The organism is Palleronia rufa, assembly GCF_000743715.1.
GTDB classification, from domain to species: domain Bacteria; phylum Pseudomonadota; class Alphaproteobacteria; order Rhodobacterales; family Rhodobacteraceae; genus Palleronia; species Palleronia rufa.
Genome location: NZ_JQEY01000010.1, coordinates 66,889 through 83,888, shown reverse-complemented (window position 1 = coordinate 83,888; position 17,000 = coordinate 66,889). Strand labels below are relative to the sequence as shown.

Sequence of the window (17,000 nt, the reverse complement as noted above, 5' to 3'; positions counted from 1 at the left end):
CAGACGTCGCGGGTGTTCAACAGGCGACGGCGCAAGAGGTCAAGGCGTTTCGGGCCGGTTCAGCCGTGCTTGCGCCGGGCCTGACCGGCCGCGGGCAGCGCGCCGGGATCGGCGGGCACAACCCAGGGACCCTGGGCCGCCGCGCCGGCGCGGGCGGCGATCCACCCCGCCAACCGCGGGGCCGGCATGGCGCGGGCGATTGCCGGCCCATGGAGCGCGGTGCAGCCGAACTGCGCCATCAGTGCGGCCTCTTCCGGCCGCGTCAGGCCCATGGCGACGGTCTCAGCGCCTCGCGCCTCGGCCGCTTTGAGGATCCCCGACACGAGCCTGCGGCGGGCGTGGTCGCTGTCGATGCCGCGGGTCAGTGCGGCGGGGATCGCGATCCGCTCGGCCACAGAGGTGGCCGCGGCGTCGTGGATCAGCGGGCAACCGGGGCGCATATGGGCGTCTGCCGCGACCGCCCCCCGATCTTCCGCAGCGTCCAGGCCGGGATCCAGGCGGATGCGCAGTGCCCCGGGGTGCAGATCGGCCCGGTCGAGCGCGAAGGCCAGGCGCTGTTCGAACCTGTCGCAGCGGCCGATGGCTGCGGGAAGCGTCAGCGTCAGCGGCAGTGGGGCAAGACCTCGTGCGGAGAGACTGTCCAGAAGGTGGATTCCCGACTCCAGCGTGCGCAGAGCAAGGTCGTGCCACTGGCTGTCGGCGGTCAGCGCCGGTGCCAGGTCGCGGGCGGTCAGGGTGCCCAGGGCAGGATCGCTCCAGCGGGGGTGCAGCTCAACCGACAGCAGCCGCCCGGTGTCTCCGCAGACCACGGGTTCCCCCCACATCTCGAAGAGTGAGCTTGCGGCGGGATCGGGAATGGCGCGGGCGATGCGCGCGGTGGCGTCCGCCTCCGGATCGCCCTGCGCAAGCTCTATGGCCGATGGGCCGGATCTGCGGGCAAGTGCCTGCGTCGCGACCTCCAGTGTTGTGTGGCCGGATGCGGACAGGCGGCAGGAGGCGATCCCCAGCGACACGGTGCGACCGCCGAAAGCTGCCTCTGCGGTTGCCTGAAGGCGGCAGGCCGCCGCCACCAGCCCCCCCACGCCGCCGCCATGGGCAAGGGCCACGCCAAGACGTCCGCCCCCCAGGTTTGCGACCGCCGCGTCGTCCAGCCTGCGGGGGGCTCGAAACCGCCGCCAGCCGGGCGCGTCCGCCCGCAGGACCACACAGGCCATCGTGGCGGGCGCGCCGCCGGCAAGCCGCACAAGAAACGCTGCCCGGGCGGCTTCGGCCCGCGCCCGCATCGCCGCGACCAGCCCCACGCCGGCCAGGGCGAGCGCCAGCACCAGCGCCACCGGTGGAGCGACGGCCGACAACTGCCCGATGGCGACGACCGCCACGCCCGTCGGGGCCAGAGTGATCCAGTGCGCGCGAATCCGATCCATGCCGCAGTTCCCTTTCCGTTCAAGGTACCCATAGCGCACCGCGATGACTGGAACGTTAAGTGAACAGAATGGCCTTTGGACTTTGCGGGCTGATCGGGCCTCTGGTGCGCAGATCCTGAGCGGGTCGCCTCGCGAGTCCGGTGTGGCTACCGGGATGCATGAGCAGGCCGACATTCCGAAGGTCCGCTCTATCGAGATCACCGGAAGGCACACGGGTGGCGGGCCTGCGGTCGGAAGATTGGGACTTTTGCGGCGTTACCGCAGACGATGCCCGAGACGCCCAAAAGCGCCGTGATCGGATCGAGTTTGCATGCCGTCATCGTTCGCAGGAACGCCACGCCCCGACGCCATCCAAAGCGGGCGCAATCGCGCGAGACGAGGTGCCGCGAGCATCAGGATACCTCGGCCGCACGATCTGGCAAAACTGGAGCCGATACCACTACCGAAGTCGCGCGGAGACAAGGATGTAGCCTGCTAAACCGCTGAGATAGCTCCCCTTGTCGCGGTTCGGAACGGCTCACCGCGCCTGGCCTACCCATCGCAGACGGCTGATCGGGTCCGTCCAGCGAAAAGCGCAGCCCGACCTTCCGTCGACCCGTCGGCGCCTGCCGCAAGGAACCGTGAAATCCCAAAGGTCCTTCCGGTGCAGTCACCGAAATGCACTCCACCATCAGCCTCTTACTGTGCCGATTGCATCCCCGGCGGGGCGGGCTTTGAGGAAGAGTCTCAGGTCAGAGTTTCTCGTTCAATTCCGGAATGGCATCGAACAGGTCGGCGACAAGTCCGTAATCGGCGACCTGGAAGATCGGCGCTTCCTCATCCTTGTTGATGGCCACGATCACCTTGCTGTCCTTCATGCCGGCAAGGTGCTGGATCGCTCCTGAGATGCCGCAGGCGATGTAGAGGTCCGGGGCGACGACCTTGCCGGTCTGACCGACCTGCCAATCGTTCGGCGCGTAGCCTGAGTCGACCGCGGCACGAGAGGCGCCGATCGCCGCCCCCAGCTTGTCGGCCAGGTTCTCGATGAGCTTGAAGTCCTCTTCGGATCCGACGCCGCGGCCGCCAGAGACGACGATCCCGGCCGACGTCAGGTCGGGCCGGTCGCTTTCGGCCACGTGGTCTTCGACCCATTCGCTGAGGCCGGGGGCCTCTGCGGGGGTAACGGTTTCGACGGGGGCGGAATTGCCGGTCCCGGCGGCGTCGAAAGTCGAGGTCCGGATCGACAGCACTTTCTTCGAGTCCCGCGATTTCACCGTCTGGACCGCGTTGCCGGCGTAGATCGGGCGTTCGAACGTGTCGGCATCGATGACGCCGGAAACGTCGGTGAGGATCATGACATCCAGAAGTGCTGCGGCGCGGGGCAGGATGTTCTTGGCATCCGTGGTCGCAGGCGCGGCGATGTGGTCGTAATCCCCCGCCAGGTCCACCAGCAGCTTGGCCGTCGGCTCTGCCAGCCGGTGTCCGTATTGCGCGTCCTCGGCGACGAGGACCTTGGCCACGCCGTCGATGGTCGCCGCGGTCTCACCGGCGGCGGCCGCCTTGGCGCCGGCGCAGAGTACATGCACATCGCCCAACGGCTTGACCGCCGTGACCGCCTTGGCGGTGGCGTCCAGGTTGAGTTCGCCGTTGTCGACTTCGGCCAGAAGAAGGACAGCCATCAGATCACCCCCGCTTCGTTCTTGAGCTTGTCCAGCAATTCGTCCACCGACTTGACGATGATGCCGGCGTCTCGCTCCGGCGGCTCGGCCGTCTTGACGACCTCCAGCCGGGGAGAGACATCGACGCCGTAGTCCTCCGGCGTCTTTTCGTCGAGCGGCTTTTTCTTGGCCTTCATGATATTCGGCAGGGAGGCGTAGCGCGGCTCGTTCAGGCGCAGGTCCACCGAGATCACGGCAGGCATCTTGACCTTGATCGACTGCATCCCGCCATCGACCTCACGCTTGACGGTGGCGTGGTCGCCGTCGATGTCGATCTTCGAGGCGAAGGTGGCCTGGCTCCAGCCCAGCAGCGCCGAAAGCATCTGGCCGGTGGCGTTCATGTCGTTGTCGATGGCCTGCTTGCCGCAGATCACCAGCCCCGGCTCTTCCGCGTCCACCACGGCCTTCAGAAGCTTGGCGACGGCCAGAGGCTCGATATCGGTGTGGACGTCGTCGGTGGCGACGATCAGGATCGCGCGGTCGCAGCCCATCGCCAGGGCGGTCCGCAGAGTCTCCTGCGCCTGCTTCACGCCGATGGACACGGCGATGACCTCTTCGACCGCGCCGGATTCCTTCATGCGGATCGCCGCTTCGCAGGCGATCTCATCGAACGGGTTCATGCTCATCTTGACATTGGCGAGGTCCACCCCGCTGCCGTCGCCCTTGACGCGGACCTTGACGTTGTAATCGATCACGCGCTTGACGGGGACCAGAACTTTCATGTCGTCCTCCTAATACACTCAGGTCCGAGACCTAGCGCGGCACGGCCGCCACCGACAGGGGAAATCCGCACGGCCCCTGGCGGAACGACGCCGCGTCCCGGCGCTCAGCGGTTCGCGCCCGGGGTCCACAGGATGTCGGACCGCCCGTCATCGTTGGCGATGCGCGCCGCGCAGAAGCACCAGTCCGACAGACGGTTGAGGTAGGTCAGGGCGGCCGGATTCATGGCATCCTCACCGGCCAGGGCCTGAACCCGCCGCTCTGCCCGGCGCGTCACCGTGCGGCAGAGGTGCAGGTGTGCGGCCAGGGCCGAGCCGCCCGGCAGGATGAAAGAACGCAAAGTCTCCAGCCGTTCGTTCATGGCGTCGATCTCCGCCTCCAGCCGCGCGGTCTGTTCGGGCGCCATGCGCAGCGGCGGATAGTCGGCCTCTGCGTCCTTGTCGATGTCGGGCCGGCAGAGATCCGCGCCCAGGTCGAACAGGTCGTTCTGGATCCGCTCGATCTGCCGGGCAAGGTCGCCGCCGGCGTGAAGGCGGGCCAGTCCGAAGGCGGCATTCGCCTCGTCCACGGTGCCGTAGGCCTCGACCCTCAGATTCGTCTTGGACACGCGGGTACCGTCGCCGAGGGCGGTCTGTCCGCCGTCGCCGGTCCGGGTGTAGATCTTCGAGAGAACGACCATGTTCAGCCCCCCGTGCGGCGGAAAAAGACGAAGACAAGGATCAGGACGATGGCGATCGCCTGGGCATAGATGCGGTAGCGCATGAACAGGTTCGATCGTCTGGAGTTCGCCTCGCCCGCCTTGCCGAAGCCGGAAATCCCCATCAGCAGGATCACAGCCACCGCAAGGCAGGCGACGACGACGAGCAGGAAAAGCGGGTCGGTGAGCATGGACATGTCCTTCGCGACGGGTCGCGCCCGACCTAGCGCGGACGCGCCGAAAAGCGAAGGCTCAGCCCTGCGGCGTCAGGAAGCGGCCGAATATCCATGCCTCCAGGCCGGTCTGGGTCACGCGGATCCGCGCCCAGTCGTCCTGTGCGCCGAGTATCTCTACAGTCTGGTCGCGCACGACCTGATCGATGACCGAATTGGACGTGGACGGACCTGTGCGCAGGTTGACCCGTTCCGCGTTGACGGTGGCGCGTACGGCGCCGCTTTCGGACCTGACGTCTTCGGTTGGGGTGGTTTGCACCGCGGCGGGCTGGACGGTGGCCGGCTGGATCGTTTTCGCGGCATTCAGCGCACGCTCGATCGCGCCGGCTTCATCGTCCAGAGCCAGGCGGCCAGATGGAGCGGTTGGCGGATCGGTCTGCTTGCGCGTGACGGCGGCGGTGTCGGTCGCAGCCGTTTCAGGCAAATCGCGCCCCGCGACAGACAGGGTGACGGCGATCCCGGCGAGCAGCAAAAGCGTCAAACGAATCAATGTACCCTCCCGACTCAGCCGCGCATCTTGCTCCGGATATCCCGGTTTTCCACGCAAATCACTTACGCGATGTGAACGCGGCCCTAGCCGAAAGGTTCGCTGCCTACTCCGGATTGGCGTTTACCCACCCGCGCCGCGCGGCTATTGCGCCCCCATGAGCGATGTAACCGACGACGACGATCCTACGGCCGAACTGTCGGAATCCCTGGGCCGGGCCATCGGCGACCGCTACCTGACCTATGCGCTGTCGACGATCATGCACCGCGCGCTGCCGGACGCGCGCGACGGGCTGAAACCTGTCCACCGGCGGATTCTCTACGCCATGCGTGAGCTGCGCCTGGGTTCCACCGGTGGCTATCGCAAATCCGCGAAGATTTCCGGCGACGTGATGGGCAATTACCACCCGCACGGAGACTCGGCGATCTACGACGCCATGGCGCGGCTGGCCCAGGATTTCACGATCCGCTATCCGCTGGTGGACGGGCAGGGAAACTTCGGCAACATCGACGGCGACAACCCCGCCGCCTCCCGCTACACCGAGGCGCGCATGACCGCCGCGGCCGAGGCGCTGCTAGCCGGTCTGGATGAGGATGCCGTCGATTTCCGTCCCAATTACGACGGCACGCTGGAAGAGCCCATCGTCCTGCCGGCGGCCTTCCCGAACCTGCTGGCCAATGGCTCCAGCGGCATTGCCGTGGGCATGGCCACCAACATTCCGCCACACAACATCGTCGAACTCATCGACGCCTGCCTGCATCTCATCAAGTCGCCGGACGCGCGCGACGACACGCTTCTGAACCACGTCAAGGGACCCGATTTTCCCACTGGCGGGGTGATCGTGGAGACACCCGAGAGCATGGCAGAGGCCTATCGCACCGGGCGCGGCGGCTTCCGGGTCCGGGCGAAATGGCAGCAGGAGGACCTGGGCCGGGGCCAGTGGCAGATCGTCGTAACCGAGATCCCGTATCAGGTGGCCAAGTCCAAGCTGGTCGAGCGGATCGCGGATCTCATCGCCTCCAAGAAGCTGCCGATCCTGGCCGATGTGCGCGACGAGAGCGCCGAGGACATCCGCCTGGTGCTGGAGCCGCGCGCGCGCTCGGTCGATCCGGATGTGCTGATGAACATGCTGTTCCGCCAGTCGGACCTGGAAACCCGCTTCGCGCTCAACATGAACGTGCTGATCGACGGGCGCACGCCCCGCGTCTGCTCGCTCAAGGAGGTGCTGCGCGCGTTTCTCGACCATCGCCAGCAGGTGCTTTTGCGCCGCAAGCGGTTCCGACTGGGCAAGATCGACCACCGGCTGGAAGTGCTCGAAGGGTTCATCGTCGCGTTCCTCAACCTCGACCGCGTGATCGAGATCATCCGCTACGACGCGGAGCCGAAGATCGCGCTCATGGCGCAGAATTGGGCGGACGTCCCGCCACGCTCCAACGACGAAAGCGACTACGTCTCGCCTCTGCCGACGGAAGGCGACGGCGAACTCTCCGATGTCCAGGCCGAGGCGATCCTGAACATGCGCCTGCGCGCGCTGCGCCGGCTGGAAGAGCTGGAGCTGAAGCGCGAGCGCGACGCCCTGATGCGCGAACGCGCCGGGATCGAGGACCTGCTGGCCGATGAGGGGCTCCAGTGGCGCGCGATCTCCGATGAGCTGAAGGCCACCCGGCAGCAGTTCGGCCGCGACGATCCCCGTGGCGCGCGGATGACGCAATTCGCCAAGGCCGGCGTGGTCGAGGACGTGCCCCTGGAGGCGATGATCGACCGCGAACCCGTCACCGTGGTGTGCAGCCGGATGGGCTGGATCCGCGCCATGAAGGGCCATGTGGATCTGGGACAGGACCTGAAGTTCAAGGACGGCGACGGGCCGCGCTTCGTCTTTCACGCCGAAACCACGGACCGGCTGCTGCTCGTCGGCTCGACGGGGCGGTTCTACACCATTCCCGTCACGGCCCTGCCCGGCGGACGCGGCATGGGTGAGCCGGTGCGCCTCATGGTGGACCTGCCGAATGAGGCGCAGATCGTCGCGCTACGGATCCATCGGCCCGGGGGGCGGCTGATGGTGGCCTCCTCCGCCGGGGACGGCTTCATCCTGCCCGAGGATGAGGCCGTGGCGCAGACCCGTTCCGGAAAGCAGGTGCTGAACGTCAAGGCCCCGGCCGTCGTGCAGGTGGTGCGCCCGGTCGAAGGCGACCACGTGGCCAGCGTCGGCGAAAACCGCAAGCTCCTGGTATTCCGGCTCGACGAGCTGCCGGAAATGGGCCGCGGCAAGGGGGTCAGGCTGCAGAAGTTCAAGGACGGCGGGCTGTCCGACGCACGGGTGTTCGGCCTGTCCGAGGGCCTCGCCTGGGCCGATCCGGCAGGCCGGACCCGAAGCGTGGGATCTGCGGAATTGGCCGAATGGGTCGGCAAGCGCGCCTCTGCCGGACGGATGGCGCCGCGCGGCTTTCCCCGCGACAACCGCTTTCCCTGACGGCTTGGCCCGGCGCGCGTCAGCCGCTATCCACGGGCAACCACCTGGAGGGTTCTGGATGATCCGACGCGTTGCCGCCGGGCTTTGCCTGATGCTTCTGTCGGCCTGCGCATCGGCGACCGACGACGGTCCGGCGGAACTGGGCGACTTCCGCCTGGGCTACAACATCGTCCAGGCCAACGACGTCCAGACCGGCCCGTTCTCACGCCCTGCGGACGGCGCGGAACTGTCCGCCGCCCTTTCCCGCGCGATCGAGGCGCGCCTGGGGCGCTACGACGGCGACGGACTCTACCACATCGGGGTGGCGATCGGGGCCTACGTTCTGGCGCAACCCGGCGTGCCGCTGATCTACACCCCGAAATCGGTGCTGATGTTCGACATCAACATCTACGACAATGCCACCGGGACCCGGCTGAATGACGCGCCGCACCGGATCCAGGTGTTCGAGGGACTTGAGAACATCGCCCCGCTGATCGGCTCGGGTATCGCGCGGGACCGCGAGGCGCAGCTTGCCAACCTGACCACGCAGGGCGCCCGGGCGGTCGAGCGCTGGCTGAAGGAGCACCCCGACTGGTTCGAAGGCGGCCCAGGCCGGGCGCGCGTGGACATCGACCGCGAGACGCTGCGCCGGATCGGCAGCGACGCCATCGCGGCGGCCCGCTGAGCCTTGCCTTTCCCGGGGCGCGTGGCTACGTAGCGCGCGTTGTTGAACCGGGCCCTGCCGCGACGGCGTTTCGGCCCCCAGACGAATGAGGCTGACCAGGCCATGGCGAAGGCAAAATTCGAACGTAACAAGCCGCATGTGAACATCGGGACGATCGGTCACGTTGACCACGGCAAGACGACGCTGACGGCTGCGATCACGAAGTATTTCGGCGATTTCCGGGCCTATGACCAGATCGACGGTGCGCCGGAGGAGAAGGCGCGGGGGATCACGATCTCGACGGCGCATGTGGAATACGAGACCGACGCGCGGCACTACGCCCATGTGGACTGCCCCGGCCACGCCGATTACGTGAAGAACATGATCACGGGTGCCGCTCAGATGGACGGCGCGATCCTGGTGGTGAACGCCGCCGACGGCCCGATGCCGCAAACGCGCGAGCACATCCTTCTGGGCCGTCAGGTCGGCATCCCGTCGATGGTGGTCTACATGAACAAGGTCGACCAGGTGGACGACGAGGAGCTTCTCGAACTGGTCGAGATGGAGATCCGCGAGCTTCTGTCGAGCTACGAGTATCCCGGCGACGACATTCCGATCGTGAAGGGCTCGGCGCTGGCGGCGATGAACGGCGAGAACCCGGAGATCGGCGAAAATTCGATCCGCGAGCTGATGGCGGCGGTGGACGAGTACATCCCGACGCCCGAGCGGGCCATCGACCAGCCGTTCCTGATGCCGGTCGAGGACGTGTTCTCGATCTCCGGCCGCGGCACGGTGGTGACGGGGCGCGTGGAGCGCGGCGTGATCAACGTGGGCGACTCGATCGAGATCGTGGGCATCCGCGACACCAAGACCACGACCTGCACGGGCGTGGAGATGTTCCGCAAGCTTCTGGACCGGGGCGAGGCGGGCGACAACATCGGCGCGCTCCTGCGCGGCATCGACCGCGAGGGGGTCCAGCGCGGCCAGGTGCTGTGCAAGCCCGGCTCGGTCAAGCCGCACACCAAGTTCGAGGCCGAGGCCTACATCCTGACCAAGGAAGAGGGCGGCCGGCACACGCCGTTCTTCGCCAACTACCGGCCGCAGTTCTACTTCCGCACCACGGACGTGACCGGGACGGTGCAGCTGGCCGAGGGCACCGAGATGGTGATGCCGGGCGACAACGTGTCGTTCGGGGTCGAGCTGATCGCGCCGATCGCCATGGAGGAGAAGCTGCGCTTCGCCATCCGCGAGGGCGGGCGCACCGTCGGCGCCGGGGTGGTGTCGAAGATCATCGAATAGACCGCGCCCCGGGCGCCAGCCCGACCGCAACCCCGGCGACCCGAAAAAGCCGCCGGGGTCCTGTGCGGACGCGCCGGGGATGACCAGCGCCCACCATGGCCTAGATCCAGAGGGCGGCTTGTCCGGCCGCCCCCTTTACCGTTCTGGCAGCGGGACGCCATGCCCGACCATATCGCCTTTGCCTATCCTTTGCGCGGACCCGAACAGGGGCGGCTTCTTGAGGATGACGACGTGATCGCCGACGCGCTCCACGCCGACACCCCGGCCTGGCTGCATCTGCGCGCCGACCATCCCGAGGCGGATCCCTGGGTCGACCGCCATCTGTCCTATCTCGACCCGGCGATCCGCGATGCGCTGACCGACACCGAGACGCGGCCCCGCGCGCTGAGGATCGGTGACGGATTGCTGGTGAACCTGCGCGGCATCAACGTCAACGACGGCGAGGATCCCGAGGATATGGTGTCGCTCCGGCTCTACATCGACCCCGCGCGGATCGTGAGTCTGTCGCGCCGGCGGCTTGGCTCGGTCGAGGCTCTGGCAGGGGCCGTCGAGAGCCGGGAGGGCCCGACCGATGCCGGGGCGTTTCTGGCGCAGCTCGTCGAGGCGCTGACCGACCTGATCGAGGATCAGGTGGCGGATCTGGACGACCGCGTGGAAGCACTGGAAGCCCAGTCGATCGCCGCCCCGCACGGAGAGCTAAGCTCTGTCGTCTCCGGCCAACGGCTGGAGCTTACGGAGCTCAGACGGTTCCTCATTCCCCAGCGCACGGCCGTCGCCGACATCCTGCGGGCGAGAATCGGATGGCTGGCTGACTCCGATCGGACCGTGCTGGGCGAACAGCTGGACCAGTTGACCCGGGTGACAGAGACGCTGGAGGCCCTGCGCGAGCAGCTTTATGCGATCCGCGATGAGATCGAGAGCGCGCGGAACGAACGATTGAATCGCAATCTCTACGTCCTCAGCGTGATTTCCGCGGTATTCCTGCCGTTGAGTTTTCTCACCGGCCTTATGGGCATCAATATCGCGGGGATGCCGGGAACGAACTGGCCGCCGGCGTTCTGGGTGTTCGCCGGCGGATTGGCGGTCATCACCGGCGTCGCGCTGGCGCTTCTCAGACGCTACCGGATTCTCTAGGCCTCTGCCGGGCGGAAGGTGAGGGCGATGCCGTTCGAGCCGTGGAGCAGCGCACCGTCGACGATGAAGACGTAACCGATGTGGACCTGTCTCGGTTTGATGCCGCTCCTGTTGAGAGCATTTACGCCAACGATGGAGACGGGCGATGGGGCTGAAACGGACGCACGAATTTCTCCAAGATGCGGTGGATCGCACTGAGGTTTTGTTGCAGAAAGGCCGCCTGAGGCGTGAGTGTCCCTTTCCCGTTCGGGTTCAGGCCACGCGGACSACCTCGGCGGTGCCGAGCGCGTTGAAGCGATTGATAAGGGCGACACGGATGTGGATTTCGGCGGTCTGGCGGTCTGGGTCTCTCGCGGCGATGCGCTCGCCGAAGGCCTTCAGGCATCGCATCTTGGCCTCCACGCGGCTTCGGGCGTGGTATCCGGTCCACCGCTTCCAAAACGCCCGACCGTAGTGACGCGTGGCGCGCAGGGTTTCGTTGCGTGCCTTGGCAGCCGGACAGTCCTCCTTCCAAGCCCGACCGTTCCTTCGGATGGGTATGATTGCCGTGCCACCGCGTGCGATGACGGCGCCGTGGCAGCGGCGGGTGTCGTAGGCGCCGTCCGCGGTCACGGTGCCGATGTCTTCGTCTTCGGGGATCTGGCCCAACAGGTCCGGCAGGACGGGGCTGTCGCCTTCCCGGCTGTGGGTGAACTCGACGGCCAGGATATCCGAGGTGGCGGTGTCCATCGCCAGATGCACCTTGCGCCATTGGCGGCGACCCTGAATGCCATGCTTCCGGGCCTGCCACTCGCCATCGCCGAGGAACTTGATGCCGGTGCTATCAACCAGCAGGTTCAGTGGCCCGCCAGCACGGCGATAGGGGATCTGAACCTTCAAGGTCTTCTGCCTACGGCACAGGGTCGAGTAGTCCGGAACGGGCCAGTCCAGCCCCGCGAGTCGCAGCAGACTGGCGACCATCCCGGCAGTCTGTCTGAGCGGCAACTTGAACAGAACCTTGATCGATAGGCAGAACTGTATCGCGGCATTCGAAAAGACCGGGGGGCGCCCCGGGCGTCCCTCATGCGGCGCGTGCCAGGTCATCTCCTTGTCCAGCCAGATCAGCAGCGACCCGCGCTTCCTGAGCGCATCGTTGTAGGTGGACCAGTTCGTCGTGCGGTAGCGGGCGGGCTTGGGCTTGCTCATGCTGCTCGTCTAAGCGCATGAATTCCCGATGTGAATCCTTTACGGCTAGAGTTCTGCAACAACGCCGTGCTTGTATTCGATTGCCTTTGCGGACCGATCGATCCGGTCTGCAAGCTGTCGATATGATGCCGCCTTGTTCAGGGGTTTCCCCGCGAGATCATCGACCAGCATCGCGAAGTAATCCGCGACGATCAGATCGTTCTCTTCGTCCGTCCAGGGCCCGTTCGACATTGCGCCAGGCTACGGACGGGAAGTCCTTTTGTCATCAAAGCTTTCCGGGGTTGGTCTTGGTAGATCGCCGTCACCGCTACGCGTCATTCGGCCAGCGCACCCAGCGGCTGCGCCTCTCGCGTGTTGCGGCTCTGTTCCCCTCGAAGGGGATGGACACGGGGGCCGAAGTTTTGGCGGAGTTGAAACTCAGGGCATTGGAATGGCGAGGAAATATCCGACCGAACCGAATTCGACGAGGTTCGCCCGAACAGAGACGGAGCGCCGTTCAGAGCCCGGAACGGGCCTTGCGTGCAGTCTCGGAGGTTCGCATGGGGGAGGCAAAGCCCCTTGAAAACACGACTATTTCCGCGCCTCGGTGGGCGCCTGTCCGTGTTCGCAACAGGGATGATGGCGGAGACGATGGGATTCGAACCCACGAGGCGGTTTCCCGCCTACTCCCTTAGCAGGGGAGCGCCTTCGACCACTCGGCCACGTCTCCGCCGACCCGTATAGCCGCGCAAGCCTCGGAATTACAAGGCGAAATTCCCGCGTTCGCCGAACAGACCGTTTGGGGTGTCAAGCCCTTGAATTGGCACCGAAAGGCACCGGGAAGCACCGGTTGTGGGCAAGATTTGGTCAACTCCCTGAAGGAGCATTCTCGCCTCGAGGTACAGCCTCAACGCGAACCCGCGAGCATCAGGACGGCTCCGTGCCAGCGCTTCCTCGCGATCCCGAGGCGTCGGCAGCTCATGGATTTCCGCTTCCCGCGCTGCGGACCGACCTCCCGTCAAGGACGGAGGTCGAACCATGAGCGCAGCCCAGCGCAGATCAGTAGCGAACCAGATGGGGAAGCGGCAGTCGACTTCCGATCGACGGACGCTCGCAATTCAAGATCAATCGATGAGCCACATCGAAGCCGCGAGCGCGAGGACGTGCGGTTCCCTATCCGCCCGGCCACGGTCGTCTCTGTCGAATTTCGCTCGTTCTAAGCTTTGCGCTCCAGAGACGACGGCTGCCGATCTATCGCGCCTGGTCGCGCGCAACGCCAGCCAGACGCGCGTCTTGGCCCGTGCCCTTCAACGCCTTCCGCTATTCGAACTGACCAAGAAAGACTGTGAGCGCCGCTGGAAGGTTGGGCCAGACACGGTCCGGAAGATCCTCCGCTCGCATGGCGTCGATCCAGGACCGGAAAAGCATCTGCGCATCCCGTTCACGGACGTCCTTCTCTGCGAGAGAATTCTCGATCCCCTTTCGCATTGGATTTCCGCCAGCGACGACCAGCGGAAAATTCTTCAGGCGGACCTCCTGTCGTTCAAGGATTGGCAGACCCGCGTGGCCGACAATCCGAGCCTCCACGAAGACAGCTACTACCGGCACTTGAAGGACGGCCGGGCCGTCTCCGTCCGGATCGGAAAGCTCCACCGTTTCCGCCCGGATCTTGAAACCGCCATCCGTTGGCTTGCCTCGAGAGAGGGCACCAGCCAATGACCCGGTTGTCTCTCGAGAGCGCTTTCAGCGTCCGGACCGCTATTCGGTCGTCCCAGCTTGCGCCGATCCGGCCAAAAATGACGACGACATCATGCTGGGCCTGGTTCAAGGGGCCAACACCCTGTCTGCGTCAGACCGGCCCGCCAGCCCCGATTTGCCTGCGTTAGGCGTCACTCTCGACGGCTTACCGCGGCCAGCTCTCTCTTCGAAATTCACGCAAAATCAGGAGCATACTATGCTTGACGGGTTCCTTAACACGACGTCAATCACCTTTCCCGAGATCGAGGCATGCCTGCACGAAATGAAGCAGGATCTCCGGAACAAAACCTACCGCGGGCCATGGGCCGCCAGCGTGCTTCCCAGGAAGCTCGCTGCGCTGAGCAGGCTCAAGAAGCTTTTCCAAGACTCTGGGGAGTTCGCTTCCTCCGAGGAGTATCCCTCGAGCCGCGAGGAGGTTCTCTACTTTTTCGACACACAGCTCGACGCGGTGTCGCGGTCGCGGCACGACCGCGCGCTGAAGGAGTACTGCACAATCTGTGACGTGCTCAGCGGGCGACGCGATGCCGAGATTGCTCTCAGGGCGCAAGACGATGAAGGCGCAGAGCTGATCGCGCATCTCACCGGGAAACGCGGCTCCCCGGTCGTTTATGGCAACTACGAGATGATCGCGGTCTGCTCGCTGGTGCGGGAATGCAGGCACGAAAACCTCCCCCTCTCCAGGCTGACCACCGACGCCTTCGTTACGATGGCAAAGCGGCTGCGTCCAGCAACCCTCGCCGCCGTGACGCTCGGTCTGCACAGGCTTGGCCCGCTCCACAGGAGCAATCTTGTGCCCCAGGAGCTCCTGCCACCGGCTTGTCGCGATGAGCTGCCGTCTCTGACGCGTCCCGCAGTTAGAGTCGTACCTCCCCTGCACGCCGAATTTGCCGCGCTGATCGCGCGCTACGTCGAGGTGCAGGCTCACGGACGCAAAGAAGTGACCTTCGGAACTGAGGTGCGGGCGATCGATACCGAGGGTGTTGGCGAGGAGCGTGTGAAGAACATCCGCAACGCCCTGCGGTGGCTCTGGCACGGGCTGGTCGTCCTCGGCGGCGCCAGCGACGCCGATTTCGACGTAGCAGCGCTCTCGGAGTCGGTGATCGTTCACGATCTGGTCGACGCTTGCGCGACTGGCAGGCTGGGTCCGGCATGCGACAGCGAAACGAGGCGCGATCGCCTGCTCATTGTCCTCGCCTTTCTCGACTGGCTTCGTCCAGGGTTCCGTGCGGAAATCGACAAGGAATTCTTCAAGTCGGCGCACCTTCGTCGCAAAGCCGGCGAGGAAGCGGAAGGGGATCGCATGAGGCGCGAGAGCTGCCTTGGCTTTGTTCGAAATGCGGACCTACAGCGCAAGTTCTTCACGATGCCGAACGTGTTCTTCTCCGAAGCCAGGGAACTCATCGCCGATTTCGGCTCACTGAAACGGACCAATGAGCATGGCATCTCACGCGCGTTGTTGCAGAACTCTAGCCGTAAAGGATTCACATCGGGAATTCATGCGCTTAGACGAGCAGCATGAGCAAGCCCAAGCCCGCCCGCTACCGCACGACGAACTGGTCCACCTACAACGATGCGCTCAGGAAGCGCGGGTCGCTGCTGATCTGGCTGGACAAGGCAACGAAACCCTGCGCGCCACGCGTCACTACGGTCGGGCGTTTTGGAAGCGGTGGACCGGATACCACGCCCGAAGCCGCGTGGAGGCCAAGATACGATGCCTGAAGGCCTTCGGCGAGCGCATCGCCGCGAGAGACCCAGACCGCCAGACCGCCGAAATCCACATCCGTGTCGCCCTTATCAATCGCTTCAACGCGCTCGGCACCGCCGAGGTCGTCCGCGTGGCCTGAACCCGAACGGGAAAGGGACACTCACGCCTCAGGCGGCCTTTCTGCAACAAAAACCCCGGCACGAGTAGTCTCCGGCAAAACTATCAGGAGGCCCGGAGTGGAGCTTTGAAACCGTCGGATCCTGTCTAAGGATCGGGGAGCACCTTGGGGGGGCAATCCGGAGGCTTTGCCGACGGGTCCGGGGCATGGGGCGCTCTTCGCCCCGATGGCTTGCTTTCCGCCGCGCCGCGGGGCTTGAATGTCACGCAGGTAAAGCCGGGGCGGGTTCCGGATCCGGGAGGGGCTGTGGACGACACCGACGACACCGACGATACACCGGGCCGGAAGCCGCGCATGGCGACGATGGAGGCGCTGTCGGTCGCCATCGGCGTGTCCCGGCCCACCCTGTCGCGGTACTTCCAGGATCCCTCCAGGCTGAAGCCGTCGACCTGCGAGCGCATCCGCCAGGGGCTCGAGCGCGTGGAATACGTGCCGAACTTCTTCGCCACGCGGATGAACCGGAAGTCCACGGGAATGATCGGCGTGATCATTCCGTATCTGAACGACCTCTTCTTCACCCGGCTGCTCGAATCCATAGAGATCGCGGCGATGCGGCGGGGCTACACCGTCATCGTGCAATGCTCCCATTCAGATCCGGCGATCGAGGCACGCGCGGCGGAGACGTTTCTGTCGATGAATGTGGACGGCGCGCTCGTCGCGCCGCTGGGCAACAACAGCGACTATGAGGTGCACGAGCGGCTGAACGCCCGGATGCCCTTCGTGCTGGTCGACTCGCGTCCGCGGTCCATGTCGGACGTGGATTTCGTGGGGACGGACCACCGGCAGAGCACCAGCCTGATCACCGATTATCTGTGCCGGGTCGGCCAGCCGCCTGCCTTCCTTGCGATGCCGCGCGTAAACTTCAACGCGATGGCGCGGGAACAGGCCTATATCGGGCGCATGAAGGAGCTGGGCCATGAGCCGACGGTCATCGGAACGGAGCCGATCAGGGATGACTGGCTGTTCGAGGCGCATGGCCAGGGGGTGCTGGAAGGCCAGTTTTCCCGCGGGGCCTTCACCGACAGGTCGATCCTCTGCGTCAACGACCGTGTCGCCATCGGCGCGCTGCGGGCCGCCGCCCGCCACGGGCTTCGTCCCGGACAGGGCGCGGAGGGCGGCCTGCGAATCGCCGGGCACGATGGCTATCCGTTGTGCCCGTTCGTGACGCCGGCTCTGACCACAATCGCCCAGGACGTGACCGGCATCGGCCGGGCGGCCATCGACGTTCTGGTCAAAAAGATACGCGGGGAAAATACCGAAACATCGCCCCATATTCAGTTGTTTGCAGGCGCTCTGAAGGTGCGTGAATCGGCCTGAGCCGCAAGAGACTCGGACTTCCGACGCGTGACAGTGAAAATTTTAGTTGACTGAACGTTATTGCGCGGTCTAAC

General features: G+C 65.6%; 15 protein-coding genes, 1 tRNA gene and 3 pseudogenes. 10 read left to right on the top strand and 9 right to left on the bottom strand.

Annotated features, from left to right (window positions below; translation table 11 throughout):
• Positions 1-59: 59 nt before the first annotated feature.
• A complete protein-coding gene (locus tag KW83_RS13175; protein ID WP_036179623.1) occupies positions 60-1,424 on the bottom strand; it encodes an EAL domain-containing protein in 1,365 nt (454 codons plus the stop codon).
• 347 nt (positions 1,425-1,771) lie between these two features.
• On the opposite strand from KW83_RS13175, the pseudogene KW83_RS20650 reads away from it, so the two are divergent.
• Positions 1,772-1,891, top strand: a pseudogene (locus KW83_RS20650) (IS5/IS1182 family transposase); the annotation flags it as partial.
• 264 nt (positions 1,892-2,155) lie between these two features.
• On the opposite strand, the gene KW83_RS13170 reads toward KW83_RS20650, so the two are convergent.
• The 5 genes from KW83_RS13170 to KW83_RS13150 all read right to left on the bottom strand — a co-directional run bounded on the left by KW83_RS13170 (position 2,156) and on the right by KW83_RS13150 (position 5,243).
• Complete coding sequence (locus KW83_RS13170; protein WP_036179620.1) at positions 2,156-3,082, bottom strand: electron transfer flavoprotein subunit alpha/FixB family protein; 927 nt, start codon at positions 3,080-3,082, stop codon at positions 2,156-2,158.
• Positions 3,082-3,843: an electron transfer flavoprotein subunit beta/FixA family protein gene (locus KW83_RS13165; protein ID WP_036179617.1), complete on the bottom strand. Its 762-nt coding sequence runs from the start codon at positions 3,841-3,843 to the stop codon at positions 3,082-3,084. Before KW83_RS13165 ends, KW83_RS13170 begins: the two co-directional genes overlap by 1 nt.
• A 104-nt stretch (positions 3,844-3,947) precedes the next feature.
• Entirely contained in the window at positions 3,948-4,520 is a 573-nt protein-coding gene (locus KW83_RS13160) for a cob(I)yrinic acid a,c-diamide adenosyltransferase (protein WP_036179614.1), read from the bottom strand.
• A 2-nt stretch (positions 4,521-4,522) separates the two neighbouring features.
• Positions 4,523-4,729 (bottom strand): twin transmembrane helix small protein, encoded by a 207-nt coding sequence (locus tag KW83_RS13155; RefSeq protein ID WP_036179611.1) that lies wholly within the window; start codon positions 4,727-4,729, stop codon positions 4,523-4,525.
• Positions 4,730-4,790: 61 nt separating this feature from the next.
• Entirely contained in the window at positions 4,791-5,243 is a 453-nt protein-coding gene (locus KW83_RS13150; RefSeq protein ID WP_161785502.1) for an SH3 domain-containing protein, read from the bottom strand.
• 172 nt (positions 5,244-5,415) lie between these two features.
• Here KW83_RS13150 and KW83_RS13145 point away from each other — a divergent pair, with 172 nt between their 5' ends.
• The 4 genes from KW83_RS13145 to KW83_RS13130 all read left to right on the top strand — a co-directional run bounded on the left by KW83_RS13145 (position 5,416) and on the right by KW83_RS13130 (position 10,804).
• A complete protein-coding gene (locus KW83_RS13145) occupies positions 5,416-7,728 on the top strand; it encodes a DNA topoisomerase IV subunit A (RefSeq protein ID WP_036179605.1) in 2,313 nt (770 codons plus the stop codon).
• A 58-nt stretch (positions 7,729-7,786) separates the two neighbouring features.
• Entirely contained in the window at positions 7,787-8,392 is a 606-nt protein-coding gene (locus KW83_RS13140) for a hypothetical protein (RefSeq protein WP_051928502.1), read from the top strand.
• 102 nt (positions 8,393-8,494) lie between these two features.
• Positions 8,495-9,670: an elongation factor Tu gene (gene tuf, locus KW83_RS13135; RefSeq protein ID WP_036179602.1), complete on the top strand. Its 1,176-nt coding sequence runs from the start codon at positions 8,495-8,497 to the stop codon at positions 9,668-9,670.
• A 159-nt stretch (positions 9,671-9,829) separates the two neighbouring features.
• On the top strand, positions 9,830-10,804 hold the full coding sequence (locus tag KW83_RS13130) for a zinc transporter ZntB (RefSeq protein WP_036179599.1): 975 nt from the start codon (positions 9,830-9,832) through the stop codon (positions 10,802-10,804).
• 252 nt (positions 10,805-11,056) lie between these two features.
• Here KW83_RS13130 and KW83_RS13125 read toward each other — a convergent pair whose 3' ends face one another.
• The 3 genes from KW83_RS13125 to KW83_RS13115 all read right to left on the bottom strand — a co-directional run bounded on the left by KW83_RS13125 (position 11,057) and on the right by KW83_RS13115 (position 12,698).
• The gene (locus KW83_RS13125) at positions 11,057-11,989 is read right to left on the bottom strand and encodes an IS5 family transposase (protein ID WP_036173704.1); all 933 of its coding nucleotides are present in this window, start codon (positions 11,987-11,989) and stop codon (positions 11,057-11,059) included.
• Positions 11,990-12,034: 45 nt separating this feature from the next.
• Positions 12,035-12,220, bottom strand: coding sequence for a hypothetical protein (locus KW83_RS21180; RefSeq protein WP_036179596.1), 186 nt, complete (start codon positions 12,218-12,220; stop codon positions 12,035-12,037).
• Positions 12,221-12,608: 388 nt separating this feature from the next.
• Positions 12,609-12,698, bottom strand: a tRNA-Ser gene (locus tag KW83_RS13115).
• 401 nt (positions 12,699-13,099) lie between these two features.
• Between KW83_RS13115 and KW83_RS20645 the strand changes: the two genes are divergently transcribed.
• The 5 genes and pseudogenes from KW83_RS20645 (at position 13,100) to KW83_RS13095 (ending at position 16,926) form a co-directional block, all read left to right on the top strand.
• Entirely contained in the window at positions 13,100-13,687 is a 588-nt protein-coding gene (locus KW83_RS20645; protein WP_161785501.1) for a hypothetical protein, read from the top strand.
• A 235-nt stretch (positions 13,688-13,922) separates the two neighbouring features.
• Positions 13,923-15,245, top strand: a complete 1,323-nt coding sequence (locus KW83_RS13105) for a hypothetical protein (protein WP_036179590.1) — start codon at positions 13,923-13,925, stop codon at positions 15,243-15,245.
• Positions 15,242-15,337, top strand: a pseudogene (locus tag KW83_RS21975) (IS5/IS1182 family transposase); the annotation flags it as partial. The gene KW83_RS13105 and the pseudogene KW83_RS21975, both read left to right, overlap by 4 nt.
• 5 nt (positions 15,338-15,342) lie before the next feature.
• Positions 15,343-15,570, top strand: a pseudogene (locus tag KW83_RS13100) (IS5/IS1182 family transposase); the annotation flags it as partial.
• A gap of 285 nt (positions 15,571-15,855) precedes the next feature.
• On the top strand, positions 15,856-16,926 hold the full coding sequence (locus KW83_RS13095; RefSeq protein WP_235191426.1) for a LacI family DNA-binding transcriptional regulator: 1,071 nt from the start codon (positions 15,856-15,858) through the stop codon (positions 16,924-16,926).
• Positions 16,927-17,000: the final 74 nt, after the last annotated feature.